This window comes from Nostoc sphaeroides (assembly GCF_003443655.1).
GTDB lineage: Bacteria > Cyanobacteriota > Cyanobacteriia > Cyanobacteriales > Nostocaceae > Nostoc > Nostoc sphaeroides.
In genome coordinates this window covers 5,965,001-5,988,297 of the sequence record NZ_CP031941.1, presented here as the reverse complement: position 1 = coordinate 5,988,297, position 23,297 = coordinate 5,965,001, and the positions used below count along the sequence as shown (strand labels likewise).

Annotated in this window: 22 protein-coding genes and 1 rRNA gene (1 of these 23 cut by a window edge); 9 read left to right on the top strand and 14 right to left on the bottom strand. The window is 42.8% G+C overall.

The window, feature by feature from the left end:
- Window positions 1–23: 23 nt before the first annotated feature.
- The 3 genes from D1367_RS26785 to D1367_RS26775 all read right to left on the bottom strand — a co-directional run bounded on the left by D1367_RS26785 (window position 24) and on the right by D1367_RS26775 (window position 3,482).
- Window positions 24–1,256 carry an aspartate aminotransferase gene (locus D1367_RS26785; protein ID WP_118169685.1) on the bottom strand — a complete coding sequence of 411 codons (1,233 nt, stop codon included), beginning with the start codon at window positions 1,254–1,256 and terminating at the stop codon, window positions 24–26.
- The gene (locus tag D1367_RS26780) at window positions 1,253–2,446 is read right to left on the bottom strand and encodes an iron-containing alcohol dehydrogenase family protein (RefSeq protein WP_118169682.1); all 1,194 of its coding nucleotides are present in this window, start codon (window positions 2,444–2,446) and stop codon (window positions 1,253–1,255) included. Before D1367_RS26780 ends, D1367_RS26785 begins: the two co-directional genes overlap by 4 nt.
- A 514-nt stretch (window positions 2,447–2,960) precedes the next feature.
- On the bottom strand, window positions 2,961–3,482 hold the full coding sequence (locus tag D1367_RS26775; RefSeq protein WP_118169679.1) for a Ycf51 family protein: 522 nt from the start codon (window positions 3,480–3,482) through the stop codon (window positions 2,961–2,963).
- Between the two features lie 417 nt (window positions 3,483–3,899).
- Here D1367_RS26775 and D1367_RS31340 point away from each other — a divergent pair, with 417 nt between their 5' ends.
- Together D1367_RS31340 and D1367_RS26770 are read left to right on the top strand one after the other, a co-directional pair.
- Window positions 3,900–4,055: a DUF6888 family protein gene (locus D1367_RS31340; protein WP_181985227.1), complete on the top strand. Its 156-nt coding sequence runs from the start codon at window positions 3,900–3,902 to the stop codon at window positions 4,053–4,055.
- On the top strand, window positions 4,048–4,236 hold the full coding sequence (locus D1367_RS26770) for a DUF6887 family protein (protein WP_118169676.1): 189 nt from the start codon (window positions 4,048–4,050) through the stop codon (window positions 4,234–4,236). The genes D1367_RS31340 and D1367_RS26770 overlap by 8 nt, the downstream gene beginning before the upstream one ends.
- 109 nt (window positions 4,237–4,345) lie before the next feature.
- Here the strand turns inward: D1367_RS26770 and D1367_RS26765 are convergent, their stop codons facing one another.
- From D1367_RS26765 to D1367_RS26755, 3 genes are all read right to left on the bottom strand, one after another.
- Window positions 4,346–4,858 carry a hypothetical protein gene (locus D1367_RS26765; RefSeq protein ID WP_228674733.1) on the bottom strand — a complete coding sequence of 171 codons (513 nt, stop codon included), beginning with the start codon at window positions 4,856–4,858 and terminating at the stop codon, window positions 4,346–4,348.
- A 288-nt stretch (window positions 4,859–5,146) separates the two neighbouring features.
- Window positions 5,147–6,517 carry an O-antigen ligase family protein gene (locus D1367_RS26760; protein WP_118169674.1) on the bottom strand — a complete coding sequence of 457 codons (1,371 nt, stop codon included), beginning with the start codon at window positions 6,515–6,517 and terminating at the stop codon, window positions 5,147–5,149.
- Window positions 6,499–7,341 (bottom strand): YaaW family protein, encoded by an 843-nt coding sequence (locus D1367_RS26755; protein ID WP_118169672.1) that lies wholly within the window; start codon window positions 7,339–7,341, stop codon window positions 6,499–6,501. Before D1367_RS26755 ends, D1367_RS26760 begins: the two co-directional genes overlap by 19 nt.
- Before the next feature lie 144 nt (window positions 7,342–7,485).
- Between D1367_RS26755 and D1367_RS26750 the strand changes: the two genes are divergently transcribed.
- From D1367_RS26750 to D1367_RS26730, 5 genes are all read left to right on the top strand, one after another.
- A complete protein-coding gene (locus D1367_RS26750) occupies window positions 7,486–8,550 on the top strand; it encodes an NAD(P)/FAD-dependent oxidoreductase (protein ID WP_118169669.1) in 1,065 nt (354 codons plus the stop codon).
- A gap of 644 nt (window positions 8,551–9,194) precedes the next feature.
- On the top strand, window positions 9,195–9,572 hold the full coding sequence (locus D1367_RS26745; RefSeq protein ID WP_181984974.1) for a hypothetical protein: 378 nt from the start codon (window positions 9,195–9,197) through the stop codon (window positions 9,570–9,572).
- Between the two features lie 183 nt (window positions 9,573–9,755).
- Entirely contained in the window at window positions 9,756–10,694 is a 939-nt protein-coding gene (locus D1367_RS26740; protein WP_181984973.1) for an SIMPL domain-containing protein, read from the top strand.
- Between the two features lie 140 nt (window positions 10,695–10,834).
- Entirely contained in the window at window positions 10,835–11,236 is a 402-nt protein-coding gene (locus tag D1367_RS26735) for an STAS/SEC14 domain-containing protein (protein ID WP_118169661.1), read from the top strand.
- A 24-nt stretch (window positions 11,237–11,260) separates the two neighbouring features.
- On the top strand, window positions 11,261–11,647 hold the full coding sequence (locus D1367_RS26730; RefSeq protein ID WP_118169659.1) for a hypothetical protein: 387 nt from the start codon (window positions 11,261–11,263) through the stop codon (window positions 11,645–11,647).
- A gap of 83 nt (window positions 11,648–11,730) precedes the next feature.
- On the opposite strand, the gene D1367_RS26725 is transcribed toward D1367_RS26730, so the two are convergent.
- The 3 genes from D1367_RS26725 to D1367_RS26715 all read right to left on the bottom strand — a co-directional run bounded on the left by D1367_RS26725 (window position 11,731) and on the right by D1367_RS26715 (window position 13,519).
- On the bottom strand, window positions 11,731–12,093 hold the full coding sequence (locus tag D1367_RS26725) for a type II toxin-antitoxin system PemK/MazF family toxin (protein WP_118169657.1): 363 nt from the start codon (window positions 12,091–12,093) through the stop codon (window positions 11,731–11,733).
- A complete protein-coding gene (locus tag D1367_RS26720; RefSeq protein ID WP_118169655.1) occupies window positions 12,083–12,301 on the bottom strand; it encodes a hypothetical protein in 219 nt (72 codons plus the stop codon). The genes D1367_RS26725 and D1367_RS26720 overlap by 11 nt, the downstream gene beginning before the upstream one ends.
- A 297-nt stretch (window positions 12,302–12,598) precedes the next feature.
- Window positions 12,599–13,519 carry an ATP adenylyltransferase family protein gene (locus tag D1367_RS26715; protein WP_118169653.1) on the bottom strand — a complete coding sequence of 307 codons (921 nt, stop codon included), beginning with the start codon at window positions 13,517–13,519 and terminating at the stop codon, window positions 12,599–12,601.
- Between the two features lie 184 nt (window positions 13,520–13,703).
- On the opposite strand from D1367_RS26715, the gene D1367_RS26710 reads away from it, so the two are divergent.
- Entirely contained in the window at window positions 13,704–14,966 is a 1,263-nt protein-coding gene (locus D1367_RS26710; RefSeq protein WP_118169651.1) for an HhoA/HhoB/HtrA family serine endopeptidase, read from the top strand.
- Window positions 14,967–15,335: 369 nt separating this feature from the next.
- Here the strand turns inward: D1367_RS26710 and aroF are convergent, their stop codons facing one another.
- From aroF to glyQ, 5 genes are all read right to left on the bottom strand, one after another.
- Complete coding sequence (aroF, locus tag D1367_RS26705) at window positions 15,336–16,394, bottom strand: 3-deoxy-7-phosphoheptulonate synthase (protein WP_118169649.1); 1,059 nt, start codon at window positions 16,392–16,394, stop codon at window positions 15,336–15,338.
- 260 nt (window positions 16,395–16,654) lie between these two features.
- Window positions 16,655–17,125, bottom strand: a complete 471-nt coding sequence (locus tag D1367_RS26700; protein ID WP_118169647.1) for a PAM68 family protein — start codon at window positions 17,123–17,125, stop codon at window positions 16,655–16,657.
- Between the two features lie 12 nt (window positions 17,126–17,137).
- Window positions 17,138–17,407 carry a 30S ribosomal protein S15 gene (gene rpsO, locus D1367_RS26695; RefSeq protein WP_041565894.1) on the bottom strand — a complete coding sequence of 90 codons (270 nt, stop codon included), beginning with the start codon at window positions 17,405–17,407 and terminating at the stop codon, window positions 17,138–17,140.
- A gap of 906 nt (window positions 17,408–18,313) precedes the next feature.
- Complete coding sequence (locus D1367_RS26690; protein WP_118169645.1) at window positions 18,314–20,668, bottom strand: ComEC/Rec2 family competence protein; 2,355 nt, start codon at window positions 20,666–20,668, stop codon at window positions 18,314–18,316.
- 503 nt (window positions 20,669–21,171) lie between these two features.
- Window positions 21,172–22,068, bottom strand: coding sequence for a glycine--tRNA ligase subunit alpha (gene glyQ / locus D1367_RS26685; protein WP_118169643.1), 897 nt, complete (start codon window positions 22,066–22,068; stop codon window positions 21,172–21,174).
- A 310-nt stretch (window positions 22,069–22,378) separates the two neighbouring features.
- On the opposite strand from glyQ, the gene D1367_RS26680 reads away from it, so the two are divergent.
- Window positions 22,379–23,297, top strand: a 16S ribosomal RNA gene (locus D1367_RS26680) (it continues 572 nt past the right edge of the window).

Genomic DNA, 23,297 nt, shown 5'->3' with positions numbered 1-23,297 from the left:
AATGTTGGGTTTCCTGACTCTAATTAACTAACGAGATCAGCGATCGCTCCTGAAGGAGAAACTACGCTTTCAGGTTGATAGCGGATACCCGCTTGCTTGAAGCGATGTAAAACTTCACCCAAGCGATCGCAGTCGGCAATTAAACTGATTCTGACATAACCCTCACCTGCAACCCCAAAGGCATTACCTGGGGTAAGAACAACGCCAGTTTGCTGCAACACATTCAAGGCAAAATCCGTGGAACCCATACCCACAGGGCACTTCACCCAAAGATACATAGTCGCCTTGGTTTTGGGGATATCCCAACCCAACTCTCCTAACCCTTGAATCAGGAAATCGCGGCGGGTACGGTAGCGTTGTTGTACTTCGTGCAAATACACATCTGGCAATTGCAAAGCGGTTTCGGCTGCTGTTTGTAATGCGGCAAAAATGCCGTAATCCAAGTTAGTTTTTAGTGTCCGTAAACCTTGAATTACATGGCGATTACCCACCACAAACCCAACGCGCCAACCAGCCATATTATAGGTTTTAGATAAGGTGTGAAATTCTACACCAATTTCTTTCGCGCCGGGAATTTCTAGTAAGCTAGTGGGTTGATAACCATCAAAAGCTAACTCGGCATAACACAAATCATGCACCAGCAAAATTTCATATTTGCGGGCGAAGGCGACGATTTCTTCAAAAAATTCGCGTGGTGCTGTGGCGGCGGTGGGATTGCTGGGATAGTTGAAATAGAGAATTTTAGCTTGTCTTGCAACCTCATCTGGAATTGCAGCTAAATCAATTAACCAGTCATTTTCTGGTTTGAGAATCAAGCTGTGAATTTTCCCGCCTGCGATCGCTGGCCCCCGAAAATGGGCGGGATAAGCTGGGGAAGGAACTAGAACTAAATCGCCAGGGTTAACGTAGGCGATCGCTAAATGGGTTAATCCTTCTTTAGAACCCAGTAGTGGCAAAGCTTCACTATCAGGATCGAGAACTACACCATAACGGCGATGATACCAGTTAGTAATCGCCTTGCGGAAACTAGCAGTTCCCTCAAAAGGAGGATAACCGTGATTGGCGGGATCTTTCAAGGCGGCGATCGCAGCTTCTACAACTGGTGCTGGTGTTGCACCATCGGGGTTTCCCATACCCAAATCAATTAAATCTAACCCTTGTTCCCGTGCTTTAGCTTTTAGTTCATCTAAACGGGCAAATACATAGGGCGGTAGTTTTTGTATCCGTTCTGCTGGGACAATCCAATTTAAACTCATGCTTCAACCTCGTCACTGATTCCCTTGGGCGAAACTCGATTTATAGTATCTCTACTATCTATAGGTGCAGTGGTAGAAACCATTGCTGCCATCAACTGTTCCAACGCGACTTTAAACGGTAGTCGATGGATGTCAGAATTAGGAACTAAGGCAATTTCAGCAGCTGTTTGCAACTCGCCTAATGTAATATTGCCCAATCCCAGATCGCTTAATTTTTGGGGCAGTCCAATTTCTGTGTAGAACTTTAACAACTGTTGCCGTGCTGATGCTGCTAGTTGATTGCCTTGTAGCATTTCTTCTAAACGCAGTTGTACCAAAATTCCAAAAGCAACTTTTTCGCCATGAATACTGCCATGTCCTGAAATGTGCGTTAAACCATTATGCACGGCATGGGCCGCAACTGTACGACACTGCGCCCCTCCAAGTCCTCCAACTACCCCAGCTAATAAAACAGTCGCGTCTACGACTTCTCGCCAAACTTCACTACCTGGTTCTTTCAGGGCGGTGGCAGACTTTTGCAACAAGATATCTCGCAAAACTCGCGCTTGTTGCACCGCAGCAATAATTAAAGTGTCTTGCAAATGCCCACTGCTAACTGAGGCTTCATACCACTTAGCGATCGCATCACCAATTCCAGCTACTAAAGTCCGTTGTGGTGCAGTTTTAATCAAGTCATAATCAAGTATCAATAAATCGGGACAACGAGACAGCCCCACATCGTATAGAAACGCCCCCTCTTCCGAATAAACATTCGACAGGGCACTCCAAGCTGCACAAGTAGACGCTGATGTCGGAATTGTCACCACTGGTAACTGTAACTGATGCGCGACTAATTTCGCCGTATCTAAGGCTTTGCCACCGCCAACACCGATAATTACATCAGCTTTATGTTCTTTTGCTTTCTTCTGTAAAGATTTCAGGCTAGCTTCACAGCAGTCTGCACTGTATGAAGCTTGGGCAGCATGTAACTGTTGCGTTTCTAAAACTGGGAGCAAATTTGTTCGGCTGATGGCGAGAGTAGAATCACCTGCCACAATTAAGGGACGACTTCCCAAACAGGCTATCTCTGCTGCTTTTGCTTGCAACACACCAGAACCACGGATTACTTTTGCTGGGGCAACTGTGAGGGTAAATAATGAACTAGAGGTTTGAGTAGACAAAGAAGGTTGAGTAGAAATTTGATTAGACATATAATCTAGTTTGCCAAAACCTTGATATTTCTTAATCTAATAGACTGGTGACAAGGAATACTTGAAGACATAACTGTTTTTTGGATGGCTCCAAGCTTACACCCGACTCATTTGGATATGAGCCAAGCAATAAACTATACAGAGTAGCTTCACGAAGTTGCTTGAATCTATAATGCCCATTAGTCTGAAATTCCGAACTATCAAAGTTTTGAATAACCATATAATTAATTAACATTACCATTCTCAGATTCTCAATAAAAGAGATTGAGAACTGAATAATCTATCGATAATTAACTTTTTACCAGAGTGTAACCACTAAAAGTGTGAATATCTTAATCTAAAAATAACAATTAATGTATCGGTAAATACAAAATAAATTATGTCATCCTGATAACAGGTAAATTATTATCGAGGAAGGCAGGGAGATAAGGGTGATGAGGAAGATGAGGAAGATGAGGAAGATGAGGAAGATGAGGAAGTATTTTCTTCCCCTGCTTCCCCTGCCCCCTGCCTCTTAAGCAGTAGGTTTTGACAATTGGGCGAATTTTTCTGTGTAAATTTCGATTGCGATCGCAGAATTTTCACGAGAAACGAGCGATCGCTTGGCCTCACCCAAATAAACTGGTACAGAAGTCCCTGGCTCTGGGTGGATAATGGTACGAGCGCGAACCGTTAAGTTATCGTCTTGCCGTGTACCTGACCGACCAGAAGAAAACAGATTACTAACTGCTTGACGTAAAGTTGCATCTAATTGTGTGGGTGTAATTTGGGGTGATGTGGCAATCACTGCTTGTGTTGACCCATTGTCATAAACTAAAGTGTACCGGGCTGCTCCTGGAATCACAGTCCGACTCAAGGGGACTATCGACAGTGCAAATAAACCACCCGTCAGCACCAGCATAAAGCCAGTCGTACCCACCAGCCGAAAGCGGATGCCCCATTTGAGAATAAAAGCCAAAAATGTTAAGGCAGCAAATAGCAAGGTAGCTATACCTGACCATTGGGTGTACTGAAGAAAGTTAGCTGTTGTGAACATAAGGTTGGCTATGGATGCGTCTTTTTTTCGTTACCGACACACCCATTTTACCGAGAGCTTACACCATACTGGTTATCGTAGTCTTTAATGCCAATCAAAATATTGGGTGCGATCGCGGTTCCCATTCAGATGCGGTACAACATTATATAGCGGGGTGTAGGGGCACGGCAGTGCCGTGCCCCTACGAGTGTACCTCACGTAAACGAGAAGTGCTATAGCAGTCCTAAATCATTTGTGAAAATTATACATCCCTTTCTTCTTTCTTCCCTTTGCGTCCTTGGCGTTCTTGGCGGTTCGTTTCCTTATCTATATTTTTCACGACTCATTTAGGATTGCTATAGCTATATCGCAGTCATAATAAAGTTTAAACTTGGTTTAGCCTAAGTTGAGCGGTGAAATGGAGCCAACTCAGAACAATTGAAACAGTTATACCGAGTCTTGACTTGGCTAACGCAAATGTATCTCCCGGTTTACCTAGTTACCTTAGATGAGCGAACAAATAACATCGTAGTAATAGCAGGTGAAGAGACAGTTGTAGTAATTAATCCAGAAGCAGAGGTTGATTATGAATAAGCCTAACTTTAGAGAAATGACACGCAAGCAATTGCGAGATTATGTCTTACAAAATCGTGGCGATACCGAAGCAATTCACGCCCTAGCATTACACGTTCAGTCTAATGGCAAACGTCTCAATTCAGTAGATGAACTACAACAAGTCATCCAAGAAAAACGTAACCAAGGTTTAGAGCCATAGCTAAAAAAAATCATCACTCCGTTAGGGAGCAATGCGATTTTGTTAGGTTGTAGCGAATAAAGCTGGGAAAGAAATTGCTTAACCAACTTCCCCAGCCTCCACAATTTTTCTAGAATAGTATTGGCTCACCAGAGACAATATGAGAATTTTTAAATGTCTGCAATCTAGTTTGAACACTATCAATGATTGCCAGCCAATCGGCATCTTTATTCCATTCAGAACGAATTCTGGTTTTAGTCGCCGCGTCGTAGAGGTTACAAAAAACCACATTCTCTTTTCCAGCAATTGCAGCGATAATCAGGGGCTTGGAAAAATCCTGGACACATGATACAGCTAAAAGGAACGTTTTAGCAAAGTTTGTTTCTATCCCAGTCCTAACAACATAAACTTCATCCGCCCTAACAACGATATCTAACTTAATGTTGTCCCTTTCTCTAAATTCTTTCGTCGTTAATTTAAGTTCGGATATATACCCAGTTAGCCCTGTTTGTTGTACAGGAATAGTTTTATCATTATCGTAGTTATACCACAAGTATGATTCCCCGTTTAATTCTCCACTTTTTACATACAAATAAATAGGTTCTGGCGGGTTACAAAGACCTAATTTCATTTCAGCAACCATGTTTTACATTCCTTTAGGAAAGATAAAATTTTTCGGAGATTCCGTCAAATCAATAGATTTTAAAATTGTGCTTTAACTGAAGAGAAATAATAAATATACAAAAGGGCATCTACAAGAGATGCCCGTCATGCAGGAAAACCCTTAAGGGTTGTCCCTACACCTTCCCAACAATCAGCAACAGTAACTAATTATGTATTAGTCACACTCACAGACGTGAATATAGTAATCTTATTAACTTGAAACTCTAAATGTCCCCAGTGCATACACTGAAAATGAAATGATGGATATTTAAAGTTGCTGTTTGTCATTTCCTAACTCATTTGGATGAGATGCAAGCCTATCATGTAGGTTATAACGATATACGACTCCACAAATAGCAGCCAAAATTAACCATGAAAACGCATTTAAACGAAAATCGAATATGGTTACATCAACTGTATTGAATAGAATCCACCCAACAAAAGCCAGAAGATAACTGAACAATATCAATCTGTCTTCTTTATTTATATATTTTGACTTTCGGAGTAATTGCACACCTGTAATCAAAATCCAAGTTAGTAAGCCAAAAAATAACAGAGTACTGGGAAAACCAGTTTCAGCAGATAACATCAAAAACAAGTTATGGGGATGACCTAAGGGAATCTGCATCTTAGCTTGGTAGAGTCCGCTAAAACTGCGTAAGCCCCAGCCAAACCAAGGATGTTCCTGAGCTAAAGACCAGGCAAACTGCCACTGAGTTTTTCGCATTAAAGCGACTGGTCTATCTGGATACATGTCATCATTTAACCTTGCCCAAAAGAAGGCAGGAACGTACTGACGAAAAAATTGAGCGACTGGCGAGGGAGCAAAAGCTGCCAAAAGCACACTAGAAACGATCGCACCAACGCCACCCACAAGAATGCGCCAACCTTGGTAGAGTGCATAAGCTAAACAGGCAAAAATAGCGATCGCCCACCCATTGCGCGAGTTGGTAAAAATCAAGGCGATGAAATTTGTAATCATCGCCACGGTTAGGAAGAGGAGGGGGAGATGAGAGAGACGGGGGGGAAATGACTGTTTATTTTTGAATCTTAGTTGCTGATAGTTTTCTAGCCACAACCCTAAACCAAGAATGAAAATTACCGCTAGATAAGCTGCGAAGGTGTTAGCGTGCAAGAAGAGTGAGGCTATGCGACCTGGCGGATTTCCTCCTGGTACGATTATCCAATTCAATACAACCCATAAAATTTCTAAATTCAAACTCCAGCCCCAAAATAACTGCCCCAAGCCGATAATTACCAGGGGCATAGAACCGATCACCAAAACCCAAGCCATTTGCCGCAATTGGGTAAATGTTTGAATCAGGGCGCTATGGGCAACAAAAAGTAAAAAGAAGGGTAATAAATTAAATAAGCCGAGGAAAGCTGCTGTCTTGTCATCGGCCAACCCAGCACTCACGATCAGCAAGAGACTCAAAAGGGCAAATCCCCAGTTGAGGGGGCGGCGACTAATTTTGCGGGATTGTTTCAGCCAAGTGATTAATGAGACAAACCCGATAGTCACAGCCCCCACCAAAGGACTCAATGGGAAGATTAACAGCGCCCATAGAGAGTAGTTCCAAGAAGATTGCCAACGAGACTTAAAATAGTCAAAAACCTTGTTCAAGCTGGCTCCCAACATTCCTCACGAGTGAGGCGAATTTGAGCTAAGGTGAAAATAGTCGGGATGATCCGACCGTAGTTAGTGGCGATCGCTCTCCAGCCTAAATCTGCAAAAAACCAAGTCCACATTATCGGCCCAATCACAGCAAACATAGTGCGGGCTGCCCCATAACGAGCCGCACTCACAGTCATACCCCGTTGCGCCATTTGCATAGCTACATAGCTTTGAAATTGCGTTGCAGCTGCTTCTGAGCCTGTAATTGCCGCTTGTTTGGCGACTTCATAAGTAGCAAAGTGGATGGCAAATTGACGGGCAATTTGCTTAAGTACAAATGGCTGGAGCATGGAAGTAACAGCGATCGCACTACCGCCTTTGAAAAGTAACCCTAAGGGGTCACGTTGCAATAAAAGTGGTAGCGGTTCTTTTAGTTCTGATTTGACAAGCTGACGCTGTACTCGGAGAGTCAATTTTTGTTTTTCCTGTTCAGGTAATTTTTTCCACACCTGTCCTAGCAGATGCAAAAATACTTCTGCTTCTAAATCAATGGTTGCCAGCCGATTAGAATAGGGAATTTTGAGATACTTACATACGTGAACTAATGCTTGTCGGTAAGTTACCTGGCCTGTGCGTCCCCGTAATACTGTCATCCCATCTGCCGCCAAAAAGCGAAAGCGACCCTCTAATGAATCTAGCCAAGCTTTGCGGTCTTGGCTTTGTACTTCGATGGGTTCGGGTGTGTGTACATAGTCTAGGGGATTGAACTTACGACTAAATAAAATTGCTGTTAAATCTTGCAATTCTTCTTCGGTCGCTAACTCTAGCGCCGCCCTCATTTCATCCAATTTCCCTTCCTCCCTTCCATGCAGCTTTGTGTACCTTATTCTACTATTAGCTTTCAGCAGTCATTAGTAGTAATTTTGTCCTTTGATAATAACGAATAACTAATGACCAATAACTAATAACCAATGACTAGGGACTATTGACTCATGACTGATATTGCAGTGATTGGTGCCGGAATCGCCGGTTTAGTCTGCGCCCAGCAGTTAAGTCAAGCTGGATATTCGGTGCTAGTGGTGGAGAAGTCCCGTGGTTTGGGAGGAAGGCTAGCTACACGCCGCTTGCATGGAACTTGCGCGGATCATGGGGCTTGTTACCTGAAGCCAAAGGGTGAATTATTTAAACGTTTTGTGGAGATATTGCGATCGCGCCATATCCTCGAAGTTTGGACAGAGGAGGTTTACGAACTCACCGCAGGCACTCCTTTATCTCAACCCAAAAACCGCAGTCCGCGATATGTTGCACCTGGGGGAATGAGTGCGATCGCTAAATCCCTCGCCCCAGGTTTAGAAATATTACTGAATCAGCGTGTCATCGCTATTACCCCAACTCCTGAAAATAGTTGGCGTTTGACTCTCGAATCTAGTAATGAAGAATTAACTGTAAAAGCTTTAGTCGTCGCCATTCCTGCACCCCAAGCTGTAATGCTGTTGGAACCTTTGGGTGAAAGTGGATTGGATGCAGTCTTTCTTGAAAATCTGCGTTCTGTGGAATTTTACCCTTCCATTAGTGCGATCGCTGGATATTCTCCCACATCCCAACCACTCCCTCAGTGGAAAGCTCTAACTTTTGTAGATGATCCTGATTTAGCATGGATTGGTTTGGACAGTAGCAAGCGTCCTAACCCTCAACAACCACATTTTGTAGTGCAAAGTAGTGCTGATTTTGCTCAACGCCATCTAGAATCCCAGGATTTACAACCTGTTGGACAGCTTATGTTGCAACGAGCATCTGAATCTCTGTCCCTTCCGTGGCTGAATACACCCGAATGGATACAAGTACATCGTTGGCGTTATGCCTTTCCTAGCCGTCCTTGGCATGAAGCTTTTTTGTCTGCCGGAACTCCCTTACCTTTAGTTTGCTGTGGTGATTGGTGTGGCGGCAATCTTGCCGAAGATGCGATGCTTTCTGGATTAGCTGCTGCTGATGAAATTAATCATCAGTTGCGTCATCTACCTTTAGATAATGTGAACTTTCTAAACGTTTTTGTCTGATCCCTTCATCTGTCGCTAGACTGAATTTTGCCCTCTAGCGAGTCGCTATTTTTCTGAGTTACTAAATCAACTGCAAGAAATAAGTTTTTTAGATGAAACAGCAAATTTTGCCGCAACTCTAAAAAGTGATGTAAATTAAAAACAGAGCTTAACTTCATTAAAAACTTGTAACTAATTCAAGTCGTTTTATTGCCGTTAATCTTGATCCCCTAGCCTTGATGCTGCATTTTATGTAGATTTATGCCAAAAAGGCAGAAATTTGAAATAATTAGGATTATAAACATAAAATGTTGCGAATTTACCAGCATATTGGACGCTATTTTAATAATTTATGCTGTGAAACAGTATAAAATTTAACTAAAATAAGCGAAGCCAAATGTCTGAGATTCTACCAAGATAAAAGGCTAGTTTCAGTGTCTATTGCATCTATCAGTTGAATAACTTCTAACTGATTGTCATGACGACGTTGCCATCTAAAAAATTTGTTTTTAGCAATACGATTGGGTTAAGACTTGATCCTTCCTAACCCTCCTTAAAAAGGAGGGAATTTAGCCCCCCTTTTTATCGGGGGGTTGGGGGGATATTTCAGGGCAAAATATCACGAACACCAAGCCTATTGGGATTAAAAAAGGAGTTTAAAAATCATGAAAACGTTAGTCAATTTAACACAGCAATCGATAGTAGGAGAGATTGAAAGCGTTTTGGATACATATCCATACCATCCATATCAAGAAGCCTTTGCGATTCCTGACTTACGCCAAAAGTTAATTACTTTCGTCCTCAACCGCATTCCCTCCTTTTACAGCGCCATGTCTGACGGACATATTCCGCTAGCGGAGGCTGAAGAAGGAAGCTTGGCTTATTACAAATTGCCTCGTAAACCCTTAGAGCAGCAACTGCATTTACAAAATTTGATTCACCAAGGCATTTGTTTAATTGTTCAAGAAAAGTCAGATTGGATTAGCGATCGTGTTTGTGAAACAGTTCAACCAGCTTGTGAACCCTCTCACTGGTTTGGTTAACGAAAATCTTTAGTCATTAGTCATTTGTCCTTAGTCATTGGTATGAATGACTAATGACTTCGATTTACCCACGGTTATGAAAACCAGCGATCGCGGCAGCGTGTCGGAAAGACTTGTGATGTTTTCGTAGGCGTGGGATTAGTTAATATTTTTTTTACGTATATTCCTCTTGAGGTGTAAACTTTGACAATTACTAGGTTCAAAGGATATTCCCAGGACATGAGAAAAATAACTGCTCTAATGGTGGTAAGTATTACCGTGGCTGTCGGGGTGGGAGCATTAACGCCCAAAGTCACTAATGCCCAATTATTTTACCCACCAGCAAGCGATCGCCATTCATTAATGGTAATCGGTCAAGGTGTGGTGAGAGTGCCAGCAGATACAGCCGATATTGAATTAGTATTCAGTAGCGCAGCTAGCAATGATGAGTTAGAAACACAACCATCATCTCTACCCCAAACCCGCCGCATATCCTCACCCTCCGGGTATGCCTCCGGCACGCCAAGGGCGAACGGCAGTCCCTCTTTGTTGGAACAACAAGACCGGGCTGCCTCACCGACTCAACTTTTAAATTACGAAACAGCAGCAGAATCTTTAACAAGCAAAAAATCACTAACTAAAGCAACTCTCCAGCCTGTAGTTAATAGCCTAGTTGCCAAAGGGATTAGTGCTGATAAAATTCAAGTGCAAATTAACCCTAATTCCAGTGAAAATAACGCCAAGATATTGGTGAGACTAGAAAAACCAACACGCGATCGCGTCCAGGAAATTGTCGGTACAGCGAATAAAGCAACAAGCGAAATTGAAAACCTTTCCGTCAAGAGTGTGGGCGTTGAGTACGCAGTCAATGACTGTCAGGCTTTGCAGAGTTCAGTTTACCAATCTGCAATGAAAGACGCTCAAAGTCGCGCTCAGGCTTTAGCAACTGCTATGGGTGCTAAACTTGGTACTCCTTCTGTAGCCGAACCATTTTATACATTACTATATCCCTCATGTAGTTCTAAAACTGGAGTTCCTTTACCATCATTTGCTAGTTTTTTATTATCACCGGCTTATAATCCAGATGCTCCAGCAGAAGTAGAGATGAAAAAGGATATTTTTGTGACATATACAACTAAATAAGTACTTGTATTAGATGCGATCGCGCTTTGATGGAGTCAAGATTAAGAGTGCGATCGGTTAACTATTTTGCTTTGCCCGTAACACTCACTGTTATGAGTCAGTTGATAGAATATCAATAAGTTACTGGTTAAATCTAATAAATGTCAACAGTTAGAGTTGAAGTACAACTATCTTCTGAAGAACTACTAAAGGCAGTTGAGCAGTTAAATCAACCAGATTTAGAGCGATTTGTATCTCAAGTTCTCGCCTTACAAGCGCAACGAAAAGCTTCTAGCTTGCCGCAAACCGAGGCTGAATTGTTACTTAAAATTAATCAAGGTATTCCTTCAGATACTCAGAACCATTACAACGAATTACTTAGTAAAAGAGAGGCTGAAAATATCACAAGCAATGAATATAGAGAGTTATTGAACTTAACTGAACAGATAGAAAAACTGCAAGCACAACGCATTGAATATTTAGCAGAGTTGGCGCGTCTGCGTGGTATTTCACTCATTGCTTTGATGGAAAATTTAGGAATTCAGACGCAAATGTATGTCTGAAAATAGAGTCACGATGCAACAGCAGTGGAAACTGCAAAGAACTCTATAGACCCGATATCAAAAGTTTTAATAAATGTAGGAATTAAACAAGCTCCTACGGTTGCTGGGCGTGTGGCTGGTGGTATTGCGGGTGTAGGAGGTTTAGTAAGTGGTCTAGCGACTGATTTGGTAGTCGGTAAAGTTCTAGAAGATGATGAAAACTTATCTGAAGATGAACGTGAAGCTAGGAAAAATGGTAGAGATGTAGGAAAACTGGGAGCAATCGCTGGAGGAGTAGCCGGAGGAGCTGCTGCTCTTATTGTAGGAGGAGGTGCTGCTATTGCTATTGCTGTTGGCGTTGCTGCTCCTGCCGTATTAGGAATAGGGGCTGCTTTAGGAGCCTATCACTTCGGGAAAGAAAACAAAAAATAGTAAGGTAATTCAAGGTGCATTACATGGTGTTGACGCACCCTATAGTTTCAATATGCACGTTAATAAATGAATTATACAAATCACTAATAATACTCAACTACGGCAGCAATAGCAGCAGCAACTTCCTCCATAATTTCACTCGAACATCTTCCAATTTTACGGATAAATCTTTGTATATCCATACCGCGCAGTTGCAAAATATCTACAGCAGAAGTTTTTGTTAGACTATTTGCACTGTCTGGTTCGATTTTAACGTGCCAAATATTGCCACCATAATATTCTTTCCAGTCTGTAATTGGTGCAATCAACTTAATGGGTAGCTTGCCAACACCATCAGAACTTACTACTATAGCAGGACGGACTTTTTTAATTTCTGCTCCCACTGTCGGATCGAAATTAGCAAGCCAAATATCACCCCGTTTAGGAGATGGATATTTAATAATCAATCAAGTCTCCTGTCTGTAACTCCTGCCATTCTCTATCTTGCTCGTAATGTAATAACATTAACTCAGCCTGTGCTGCTAATATGCATCGCCGTTCTTCTAATGACAATTTCATAAACTCCCGACGGCTGATACTCTTAGCTTGTACAAGTGTTTCCGAAGCTTGTGGCTGTGGCATGTCTCTCTGAGGAGTAGAATTTGAGATTTCCATACTTTCTCAGTAATTTTTATAACAATTCCTAATTTATATTTATTTTACTGCACAGCCATAACATAGATGTTCATAATAAAAGTAAAATATCCACTGTAGTTTAGATTAGATGGGTAATTTTAAACTCAAATAATGAAAAAACTCCAGAAATATTTTTGACAAATCTGGAGCCAGGAAAGATACGCATTTACCTATACCAAATTTTCACCGTCAGAGAATCCTACGTCATCAGGGTATACACTCAAATTTAGATAAAAGTCTATCAGGACAAACCACTGTGCTTCTCGTTTACTTCACTTAGCATACAGCAACACTTTTGAGGATAGTCATCGGGCCTTGGGCTTTGAGAATCTCCATTTCTGCTGCATTCCGCACTAGTAAAGCACCAGCGAATCCTAATGAATTCACAGAGATAGACTGGAAATGCTCTTGCGATCGCGGTACGATCAACATCCATTCTCTTGTCGCTAGCAGATTGTAAGCACCAGTTCCCACAGAATGTAGCAAAGTCCGATAAACTTCCAAAGTTGCTTGTCCCCCTGCCAATGGCGATCGCACCCAATGGGGATTTAATGGTGCGAAAGCGTGTACAAAAGGAAGTTTTGGTATTGCGTTGCTAAAGCCCACCGTTGGCGTAGCGGATGCATCAAAAGGTATTGATTCCTGAAATTGTGCTGCTGTTAGCAGAGGTTCAATAGGTATCTGCGGCCCCGAAGGTGTAAGTGGTAGCGGCACTAATTGCAAGTGCTTGTGTCGCTGACTCGCACCTGCGGTTTTACCACTGTTGTAAAATGCTAAACCATCGAAATCAGCCAAACATGCCCACATAGCCGTAAAATCTTCCAGGGTGAGTAAGCTTTCCTGTTCCTCAAAGGCACGGGTGATGATTAGCAGGTGATAATCAACAACATTGAATTTATTCAAGATACATACATGAGTCTCGGAAATATCCGCTACAAATAAATCCTCTTCGTAGGGCAAAAAAGGATTAAACTCTTGACCAGAAGTAGCAGATTGTTTTTGGTGTTTCTCCTTAGCTGCTTTTTTGCGATTCAGGTTAGACAAAATCCGCACCAAAAAGCGCACGCTATCCTGTTCAACAAATTCAAATTCTGTCGGAATCGATAGTAGCGCCCCGCATTGCAAAGCATGTTCAGTCCGTTCTTTAACACTTGTCCATAAAGTGCCAGGTTTAAGTAAGATTTTCCCCTGTGCCATTTTTATTCCTTCAGGCATGGTAGAGAACACGCAGTGTAAAGCTGTGCGCCTTTACGAATCACTATAATTCAAATACGGTTTAGTAAAATACCAAACCTTTCACAAGAACGCAATACCTCTGCAACAAAACCGTCACAAATCATATCTACATTAGTAATACATCTAAATATCTTTCCAGAGAGCAATGAAAAACGAATCTTGCGACAGAGAACACCCATCAAATAGCATTTCACATAACACTGCTGAAGCCAAATACCGTAATCAAGCGCCCTGGAAAAAGGCTGCCGCCTCTCTATCGCTGGTGCTTCTGGGATCAGGTATGACATTAGCAGGCGGCTATATGGCTGGACATTCTCGGCAGGTGTCTGAGAGTGCATCTAATTTGGCAGTAAGTCGAGTAAATGCTGCTCCTCCATTACCAGCTGCCACAGATCCTAACTTTGTAACACGGGTGGTGCAAAAGGTTGGGCCAGCAGTAGTGAGGATTAACTCTTCCCGAACGGTAAGAAGCCGGATACCAGATGAATTTAACGATCCGTTTTTTCGCCGCTTTTTTGGCTCCCAACTGCCAGAATCAAGAGAAAGAGTAGAACGGGGTACTGGTTCAGGTTTTATCATCAGTGCCGATGGTCGAATTCTTACTAATGCCCATGTGGTAGATGGTGCTGATACAGTGACAGTCACACTCAAGGATGGGCGCACCTTGCAAGGTAAGGTGTTAGGAAAAGATGAATTAACCGATGTCGCTGTTATCAAGGTTCAGGCAGAGAATCTACCTTCTGTAGCCTTGGGTAACTCAGATCAACTGCAAGCGGGAGAATGGGCGATCGCGATCGGCAACCCCCTTGGACTAGATAATACAGTAACTACCGGAATCATCAGTGCTACCGGACGCAGTAGCAATCAAATCGGCGCTCCCGATAGGCGAGTAGAGTATATTCAAACTGACGCAGCCATTAATCCCGGTAACTCCGGTGGCCCCCTGCTAAATTCTCGTGGCGAGGTGATTGCCATGAATACAGCAATTATCCAAGGGGCACAAGGATTAGGCTTTGCTATTCCTATCAAAACAGTCCAACGTATTTCCAATCAACTAATAGCTACAGGCAAAGTACAACATCCTTATCTGGGAATTCAGATGGTAGGGTTAACACCTCAGCTAAAACAAAATATCAACTCAGATCCCAATAGCGGTTTGAGTGTGAATGAAGATAAAGGTGTATTAGTTGTGAAAGTTGTGCCAAATTCACCAGCTGCTAAAGCAGGGATACGTGCTGGGGATGTGATCCAAAAGCTTGGCGGCCAAGCAGTCACAGATGCCAGCAGTGTTCAAAGAGCAGTAGAAAATAGCCAAGTCGGGGGCGATTTACGTATGGAATTACGTCGCAATGGGCAAAGTCTTAACATAGCCGTGCAACCTGGTGCTTTCCCCTCGCAAGTACAATAATCGGTGTAGTGAGCCGTTTTGAACGATTTTTGAGTAGTAAATGAGTAGCTTCTGACTAAATTAAAGAAAACAAAGAAAGCTCAAAATAAAGCCGTCCTGTCATTAGTAGGAGGGCTTTATTTATAGGTATATATTCAATATTGATTGCAGATTTGTTTATTTTTTCATAGCTTTCGTAGTGTTTAAAAATCCCCTTTAGAAGATTTCTAAAGGGGCATATTTGATATTTACAATAAATAGGTAGGCATCATTAAACATACGATAAAATCCGAGTTTGTAGTGAGCGATTCATCGCTCATGGTAAGGTCTATCAGAACTAAAGTCCTTACTACAAACTTGGAGTTATGGTCGCAAAGTTGCAACTGAATTTTAAGCTAGAGCTACTGCTGGTTGTTGCCAGCGTCCCACCGCCTTACCAATCACTGCTAATTCTTGCATCAAGTTATCGAAACGGTCTGGTGTGAGAGATTGGGGCCCGTCAGATAAGGCTTTGGCAGGATTGGGGTGAACCTCTATCATCAGGGAATCTGTACCAGCTGCGATCGCAGCCATTGCCATTGAAGGCACAAACTCAGACCAACCTACGCCGTGGCTAGGGTCAATCATAATTGGCAGGTGAGTCAGCTTTCGCAACACTGGCACTACTGATAAATCCAGCGTATTTCGCGTATACTGGCGGTCAAAGGTGCGTATTCCCCTTTCGCACAAAATTACATTGGGATTGCCAGATGCCAGAATATACTCGGCAGCCATCAACCAATCTTCAATAGTAGCCGCCATTCCCCGCTTCAACAGAATTGGTTTCGGCTGCGCTCCCACTTTTTTGAGCAAGGAGAAATTCTGCATATTTCTTGCCCCCACCTGGATTACATCAGCAACTTCCGCAATTTTATCCAGGTCAGCAGCATCCATCACTTCTGTAATAATACCTAGTCCGCTTACTTCCCGCGCCTTTGCCAACAAATCCAAAGCACTCTCGCCGTGTCCTTGGAAGGCGTAAGGTGAAGTCCGGGGTTTGTATGCCCCGCCGCGTAAAAATGTAGCTCCAGCAGCTTTGACGCGCCGTGCTGTCTCCACAATCATTTCTTCATTTTCTACGGAGCAAGGCCCGGCAACGACTACTAAAGGCTGGTGTTCACCAAACACCACCGCTCCATTAGGAGTATTAACCACCACTTCTGAAGCTTCACCGTGGCGGTACTGACGGCTGGCTCGTTTATAAGGCTGCTCTACCCGCAATACCTGCTCAATCCAGGGGCTAAGTTCCTGAATTTGTAGTGGATCTAAGCTGGCGGTTTCACCTACTAAACCAATAACTACTTTGTGTTGACCAATAATTTTTTCTGGAGTTAGCCCCCAGCTAGTTAATTCCTCATCAATGCGGTTTATTTCCGCCTCTGGGGAACCACTTTTCATTACTATAATCATCTGAAAGTTCCTGATTAGTAAAATTTTCTGTAAATTGACTAACTTTATTGTTGCTTATTAGTCTAATTATGAATACTTAAAAATCAAATTTATTTACAAAATATAGCGCTCAGTCAGTATATTTACTGCTAAATAACTGAATATGGGGTATAAAAAGATTATATATTAACTAGCAATGTTGAAGTTATAAAATTTCAACTTCAACATTCACTTCTTCATCTACCCAATACCGCAGTTATCTAATCCCTGAGCGCCGTTAATTATGAGTTTTTTTGCCGAGTTTCGCGCCAAACTGCCACCATTCGTCCCCAATTGGTGTTGAACTCACCCAAACCCAGCAAACTTCCGACTCTTTCTTCATCCCAAGAGGCAGAAAGAACGCCATAAGTTATCCCTAAAACCCCCAAACCAAATAATCCCATGTTCACCAATAACACGGCGATGGGAGGTAGTTGGATCTTAGAGTAGATAGCAAGCAGATAGCTAACAACCAGGACGCTAATGCCCAAAGCTGTTGGTACACCACAGAACCCAGCTACCCGGCGGATCATGCGCTGGCTGACTACTTGGGGAATAGCCATCTCTTGTTTGGTGTAAGGCCGTTTTCTATCAGCCTGTTTGCCAGATTCTTGTAGCTGTGCTGCTGGTTTACTTTGAGTTTTTGCGGGTTTTTGGCGCTTTTTGTTTGGTTCAAAGGGCAAGCGACTGCGTTCAGATTCTTCAGCAGACATAAGCGGTAGTCCCTATCCACGAATACCGAGACGAGCGATCAAAGCTTGATACTTTTCCCGGCTTTCCTGAGATATATAGGCTAGAAGACGCTTGCGCTGACCAATTAGCTTCAACAGTCCCCGCCGGGAAGAATGGTCTTTTTTATTTGCCTGGAGATGTTCGCTGAGGCGGTTAATGCGCTCAGTTAGCATGGCAACTTGGACATCGGCCGAACCAGTGTCGGTTTCGTGAACTTGGTAGTTGGAAATTATTTCTTGTTTCCGCAGTTGCGTCAGAGCCATGATCGATTCAATTTCTAGTTTTTCTAAATGTATGTAGCAGTCTCCCATAATATCACAGCCATCAAGCTGGATGTAGAATCATCTTTGCTCCTACGCATTGCACTCTAGGAGACTAAGTAAATCAGGAGCCTTGTAAATAGGCAATAATAAATCAAACTATCTTACGCAATTTAAAAGTAACTAATCTAACGAGCATTTAAGTTGCATAAAACTAGGGCTGAAGCCCTTACTACAAGCGAGTCAGTTTGGAAAAATGAATGAAGATTAGCTTAGTACGCGACGGCGGAAATAGAGCAATCATTTAAAATCCCTTAGGACTTACGCACACTCTACGAATTCTTCTCTACGAGACGCTACGCGTTGGCGTCCTTCTCTAACGAGACGCTGCGCGATGGCGTCTTTGCGGTTCGATAAATTAAGCTTTTCGGCAATTTTTGCGTAAGTCCTATCCCTAAAGAGCTTATTGCATAATACTTTTGAATGCGTGAATGCGTGACTTCCGCCTTGCAGTACTAAATTCTCTCCTAGTAAGAGCTTCAGTACTTACTACAAACTTTGAATTCTTCATAACCACTTACTTATACCATTTATTTGTGAGGCTGCACCAAACCCTTTTAACTTCTTTCTTTCTTTGTGTCCTTTGAGTCCTTCTCTGCGAGATGCTGCGCGTAGCTTGCTTCTCAGCAGTAGTACGCAGTTCGCTTTCTTTCTTATACCTAAATAGGCTTTAGCACATCTTCATACAAAATTGGTATTACCCCAAGCATACGGTTAGCGCCTGCTCAGGAAATCGACCTTTCTCAGACCTTTTGAGAGGTTACTTTCTTCCAAATAGCTATACATTTATCTTTAGTTAGTTTTGCTTAAAAAATATCGTGTTTTTAAATTTACTTGGGTTTGAGTTTTTTATAAGACAGAAGACTTATTTTCCGTAGCTTCAATAAATGCCTCAAACTCACCGTTAGGCGTCCATTGAATAGCCCCATCTCGTCCTGTAAAAAACAGTTTGGTTTTGCTTTGATTTAGTTCCGATAAAGCTTTTATATCAAAGTTGGCAGAAGAAGCGATCGCTACTTGTGGTTGCAGAGCAATAACTAAATCTTTTAATGACTGAGGGGCACACCACAGTACTTGGGGACGAGGCAAACTCCCACTCTTAACTAGTTGCTGTACCTCTTTAGACTTGATATTACCTACTAATAACCAATTCTGATCTAAAATTTGCAATTGTAAGATGGGTAATTGATCATTGATTAATTGTGCCACAATTGAACCCGTTTTCACAGCTTGACCAACTGCTAACGGCTGGTAAGATCCTTGATACTTTTGTAGTTCTTGTTGAATTGCCTGAGTTGCAATAGAACTTTCTGGCTTAGGTGAATATTCATAAAAGTTTTTAATTGGTAAACGTTGCAGTAATTCCAACCAAGCATTACTTTCATTGCCTTGAAAATCAGTTGCGATCGCCCAATTTATTTGATTTACACCCTGTTGTTGCAAAAACGGTAAAATTGTAAAACGTCCTGTACCTTCATCACCACTATTAATTACAGTTACAGTACCTCTATCTTGAACAACTACAATTGGTTCCGTACCAGATTCTAATACCGTTATCCTAAACAATGTATTTGTAGAATGCCAAAGGGGAATGAATACTAAACCAATCGCAATCACATTAGCAAACCACCACCGCCTCTGCCACCAAGGCACTAACCAAACTAATATAATCAGTGCATAAATCGCCAAAAGTTGCCAAGTAGATATACTACCTACAGCAACAGAATTCCCTGGCAGCTTGCTAAAAAATTCTACTAATTTAATTAGCCAATCAGTCGGGTAATGCAACACCGCAGCTAAAAAGCTTCCTGCCTGAGTCCAAACTAAACCCACTAAGGCACTGATGATTCCACCTATACTAATTATCGAAATGAATGGAGTACTAACCACATTCAGCAACAAACTATAAGATGGTACAACTCCAAAGACAAAAAGTTGCACAGGTAAAGTCCAAATAGTGGCAGCTAGGGGAACAGCAATCAAAGCTGCGATCCCAGGTGGTAACCATGCTAGGCGATTGACTAATGCAGGTACTGTTACAACTAATCCCAATGTTGCTAAAAAACTCAATTGAAAACCTAAATCCCAAATCCATAGAGGATTAAACACTAATAACAGAGTTGCTGCTAATAATAATGAGCCGAACTGTTTTACCTTCCTTTTTAATAGCAAACCAACTAATGCCGCAAAACCCATAATTACCGCTCTGAGAACCGCAGGTTGAAAACCTGTTAAACTTAAAAAAATAATTAAAGCCAAAAAGCCAAGGGTAAATTGCGTTCCTTTTCTTGCCCGCCTCGTTAACTGTAAGATTACACTTAAAATCAAAGAAGTTTGGAACCCAGAAGCTGCTAAAGCATGAGCTAATCCAGCTTGTACAAATAAGTCGCGGATATCGTAAGGTAAATCAACAGCTTTGCTTCCCAACACCATAGCACTGACAAGAGGCCCTTCAGGGATACCCAACCAACGAACTTGCGATCGCACAATTCGCTCCCGAATTTGCCACCATCCCCATTTACGTTCCTGATCCAAAACATTTATTTGTCTTCCAATCAAACCAGCAAACGTTCCTTCCTGCTTGAGAAACTTCTGAAAATCGAAACCACCAGGATTGGAAGCCGCCTTTGGTTTGTACAAAATCCCAGTCACAGCAATTTGTTGACTAGGGTATAACCCAGTAGCCTGAAGTATAGGCACTGTCACATACAATTTACCTGTAACTCCTTTTGGCACACCTGCTGAACCTTTGTCATTTTTGACTTCATCTAGCTGAGTCGCTTCCAGCCAAAATTGTCCTCGCTGACTACGAGTTAAGCGGGGATTACTCACCACTTCGCCACGAACAATTACAAGTTGTTCTTGATTACTGCTATTTCCAGGCGGAACGAACTGACTAATATCTTTTGCACCTGGTTGCGGCACTCGCCATAGAAAATATAGAGTTGCCAATAATCCCACCAAGCCAGCAGCTATCCATATTCTAGAATGGGGAGTAATTTGCCAAGTGTTAGGCACTGTCTTATTTTTGCTTCCAGTATTTTCTGGTTTCTGAGCAAATTGCCGTGAAGTGGTGCGTCTTCTAAAAAGAATTGCTCCCACTATCCCCAGAACCAAAATCCACACACCACCCCAAGGAACTGCTGTAAACAGCAACCCAAAAATGTAGCCAAGACAAATAATTACACCACTGGTTTGAATCATAAGATTTTTTCTAAAAGCACCTGACAACCCGAATTTGCAGCTGACTTAAAAATAGTTAGGGCAGCAATAGAGAAAAATCAGCATTGCTGAATTTGGCTATGCAATTCAAAAATAAAATATTCCAAACTCTTATTATCTGCGCTTAGAGCGCCTCTGCGTGAGTTTTTCATCTCTATAATCAGCAACCGCGAAGAATTTTTATCCTTGTGTTGAAATATAGTCCATCAAGTTTATACAAACAAAGCCCGCACAGGCAGGCCTTATCCTTGTAGCTTTAATGCTCTAGACTCAATATTTAACCGTATAAAGATATACCTAGCTTCAGCCTCAGCACAGCATGGATAAAAAGAACACAAAATCGTAGCGAATAAACTTGGCAAGACTCTGCGCACCTACCCTGCCGGAAGGCGAAGCGCCTATGCGTTGACTTTGCGTTCCTCTGGGTTTAAAAACCTTGCCTTTTTACACAAAGCTGTACTTAGTTAGAGTAGCCGCACCTTTGATCATATTGGGCTTCCTGTTGAACTTACAGTATCTTTGAGTAACGGAAAACCCAACTTCTCCCTTTGCTCAACATATAAATGAGCTACCTTCCTAGCTAAATGCCGAATCCTGGCAATATAGCGAGTTCTCTCCGTCACGGAAATTACACCTCTAGCATCCAGCAAATTAAACGTGTGCGAACACTTCATTACATAATCTAAGCTAGGCAAGACCAATCCTCGCTCCGTCAATTGGGTAGCTTCCTGCTCATACAAATTAAACAGTGTCAGTAGCAACTCAGGATTCGACGCTTCAAAGTTGTATGTACACTGCTCAATTTCTCCCTGAAGGTAAACATCACCATAAGTAATGTTGTCCGTCCAATGAATCTTAGTAATTGCCTCTACTTGCTGGAGATACATTGTCAGCCGCTCTAACCCGTATGTAATCTCAATGGACACCGGACGGCAATCAATACCCCCACACTGCTGGAAGTAGGTAAATTGAGTAATTTCCATTCCATCTAACCATACTTCCCACCCAGTGCCCCAAGCTCCCACCGTCGCATCTTCCCAGTTATCCTCTACAAACCGAATATCGTGGTCTTCAGGACGAATACCTAAAGCCCTCAAGGAATCAAGATAAATCTCCTGGATATTATCTGGCGACGGCTTGATTAGAACTTGGTACTGATAATAGTGTTGGAAACGGTTAGGGTTTTCGCCATAACGTCCATCTGTAGGGCGACGACAAGGTTCAACGTAAGCAACAGCCCACGGTTCCGGCCCCAGCGCTCTTAAAAATGTCTGCGGATTCTTAGTACCAGCCCCCTTCTCTATATCGTAGGGCTGGGCTATGAGACAACCGCGATCGCCCCAAAACTGATGCAATAAAGCTATTACAGATTGAAAATTCACGCTTTCCCCTTGCTTAGTTGGCACAGTGCATAAACCATTGTTGCCTACAACCCGGCACTGTGGGGAGTTTCATGGGGAATCAGAAACAGTCCCAAAATAATTTGGAAAAATGGTTGACACAGTGAAGTAGGTTCGCTATATTGAATAAGTGCCTGAAGCGGAGCGAGAAAAGCGACGCCAAAAGGTGAACCGAACCTTGAAAATATTATAGTTTGAAAGCGATTATACAGCAAGTAGTTTGGGTCTAAGAAAATAAAGATAACTAAGCTGAAGTTAAAAAAGAGCAGCTAATTGAGCTTACAAACGCTTCAAAACGGAGAGTTTGATCCTGGCTCAGGATGAACGCTGGCGGTATGCTTAACACATGCAAGTCGAACGAAATCTTCGGATTTAGTGGCGGACGGGTGAGTAACGCGTGAGAATCTGGCTCTAGGTCTGGGACAACCACTGGAAACGGTGGCTAATACTGGATGTGCCTTTCGAGGTGAAAGATTAATTGCCTGGAGATGAGCTCGCGTCTGATTAGCTAGTAGGTGTGGTAAAGGCGCACCTAGGCGACGATCAGTAGCTGGTCTGAGAGGACGATCAGCCACACTGGGACTGAGACACGGCCCAGACTCCTACGGGAGGCAGCAGTGGGGAATTTTCCGCAATGGGCGAAAGCCTGACGGAGCAATACCGCGTGAGGGAGGAAGGCTCTTGGGTCGTAAACCTCTTTTCTCAGGGAAGAAGACAATGACGGTACCTGAGGAATAAGCATCGGCTAACTCCGTGCCAGCAGCCGCGGTAATACGGAGGATGCAAGCGTTATCCGGAATGATTGGGCGTAAAGCGTCCGCAGGTGGCGATGTAAGTCTGCTGTTAAAGAGTCTAGCTCAACTAGATAAGAGCAGTGGAAACTACATAGCTAGAGTACGTTCGGGGCAGAGGGAATTCCTGGTGTAGCGGTGAAATGCGTAGAGATCAGGAAGAACACCAGTGGCGAAGGCGCTCTGCTAGGCCGTAACTGACACTGAGGGACGAAAGCTAGGGGAGCGAATGGGATTAGATACCCCAGTAGTCCTAGCCGTAAACGATGGATACTAGGCGTGGCTTGTATCGACCCGAGCCGTGCCGTAGCTAACGCGTTAAGTATCCCGCCTGGGGAGTACGCCGGCAACGGTGAAACTCAAAGGAATTGACGGGGGCCCGCACAAGCGGTGGAGTATGTGGTTTAATTCGATGCAACG

Excerpts from the sequence above, each read along its gene's own strand:
- D1367_RS26785 (WP_118169685.1), bottom strand. The coding sequence starts at position 1,256 with ATGAGTTTAAATTGGATTGTCCCAGCAGAACGGATACAAAAACTACCG.
- D1367_RS26780 (WP_118169682.1), bottom strand. The coding sequence starts at position 2,446 with ATGTCTAATCAAATTTCTACTCAACCTTCTTTGTCTACTCAAACCTCT.
- D1367_RS26775 (WP_118169679.1), bottom strand. The coding sequence starts at position 3,482 with ATGTTCACAACAGCTAACTTTCTTCAGTACACCCAATGGTCAGGTATA.
- D1367_RS26770 (WP_118169676.1), top strand. The coding sequence starts at position 4,048 with ATGAATAAGCCTAACTTTAGAGAAATGACACGCAAGCAATTGCGAGAT.
- D1367_RS26765 (WP_228674733.1), bottom strand. The coding sequence starts at position 4,858 with ATGGTTGCTGAAATGAAATTAGGTCTTTGTAACCCGCCAGAACCTATT.
- D1367_RS26760 (WP_118169674.1), bottom strand. The coding sequence starts at position 6,517 with ATGTTGGGAGCCAGCTTGAACAAGGTTTTTGACTATTTTAAGTCTCGT.
- D1367_RS26750 (WP_118169669.1), top strand. The coding sequence starts at position 7,486 with ATGACTGATATTGCAGTGATTGGTGCCGGAATCGCCGGTTTAGTCTGC.
- D1367_RS26745 (WP_181984974.1), top strand. The coding sequence starts at position 9,195 with ATGAAAACGTTAGTCAATTTAACACAGCAATCGATAGTAGGAGAGATT.
- D1367_RS26735 (WP_118169661.1), top strand. The coding sequence starts at position 10,835 with ATGTCAACAGTTAGAGTTGAAGTACAACTATCTTCTGAAGAACTACTA.
- D1367_RS26720 (WP_118169655.1), bottom strand. The coding sequence starts at position 12,301 with ATGGAAATCTCAAATTCTACTCCTCAGAGAGACATGCCACAGCCACAA.
- D1367_RS26715 (WP_118169653.1), bottom strand. The coding sequence starts at position 13,519 with ATGGCACAGGGGAAAATCTTACTTAAACCTGGCACTTTATGGACAAGT.
- D1367_RS26710 (WP_118169651.1), top strand. The coding sequence starts at position 13,704 with ATGAAAAACGAATCTTGCGACAGAGAACACCCATCAAATAGCATTTCA.
- aroF (WP_118169649.1), bottom strand. The coding sequence starts at position 16,394 with ATGATTATAGTAATGAAAAGTGGTTCCCCAGAGGCGGAAATAAACCGC.
- D1367_RS26700 (WP_118169647.1), bottom strand. The coding sequence starts at position 17,125 with ATGTCTGCTGAAGAATCTGAACGCAGTCGCTTGCCCTTTGAACCAAAC.
- rpsO (WP_041565894.1), bottom strand. The coding sequence starts at position 17,407 with ATGGCTCTGACGCAACTGCGGAAACAAGAAATAATTTCCAACTACCAA.
- D1367_RS26690 (WP_118169645.1), bottom strand. The coding sequence starts at position 20,668 with ATGATTCAAACCAGTGGTGTAATTATTTGTCTTGGCTACATTTTTGGG.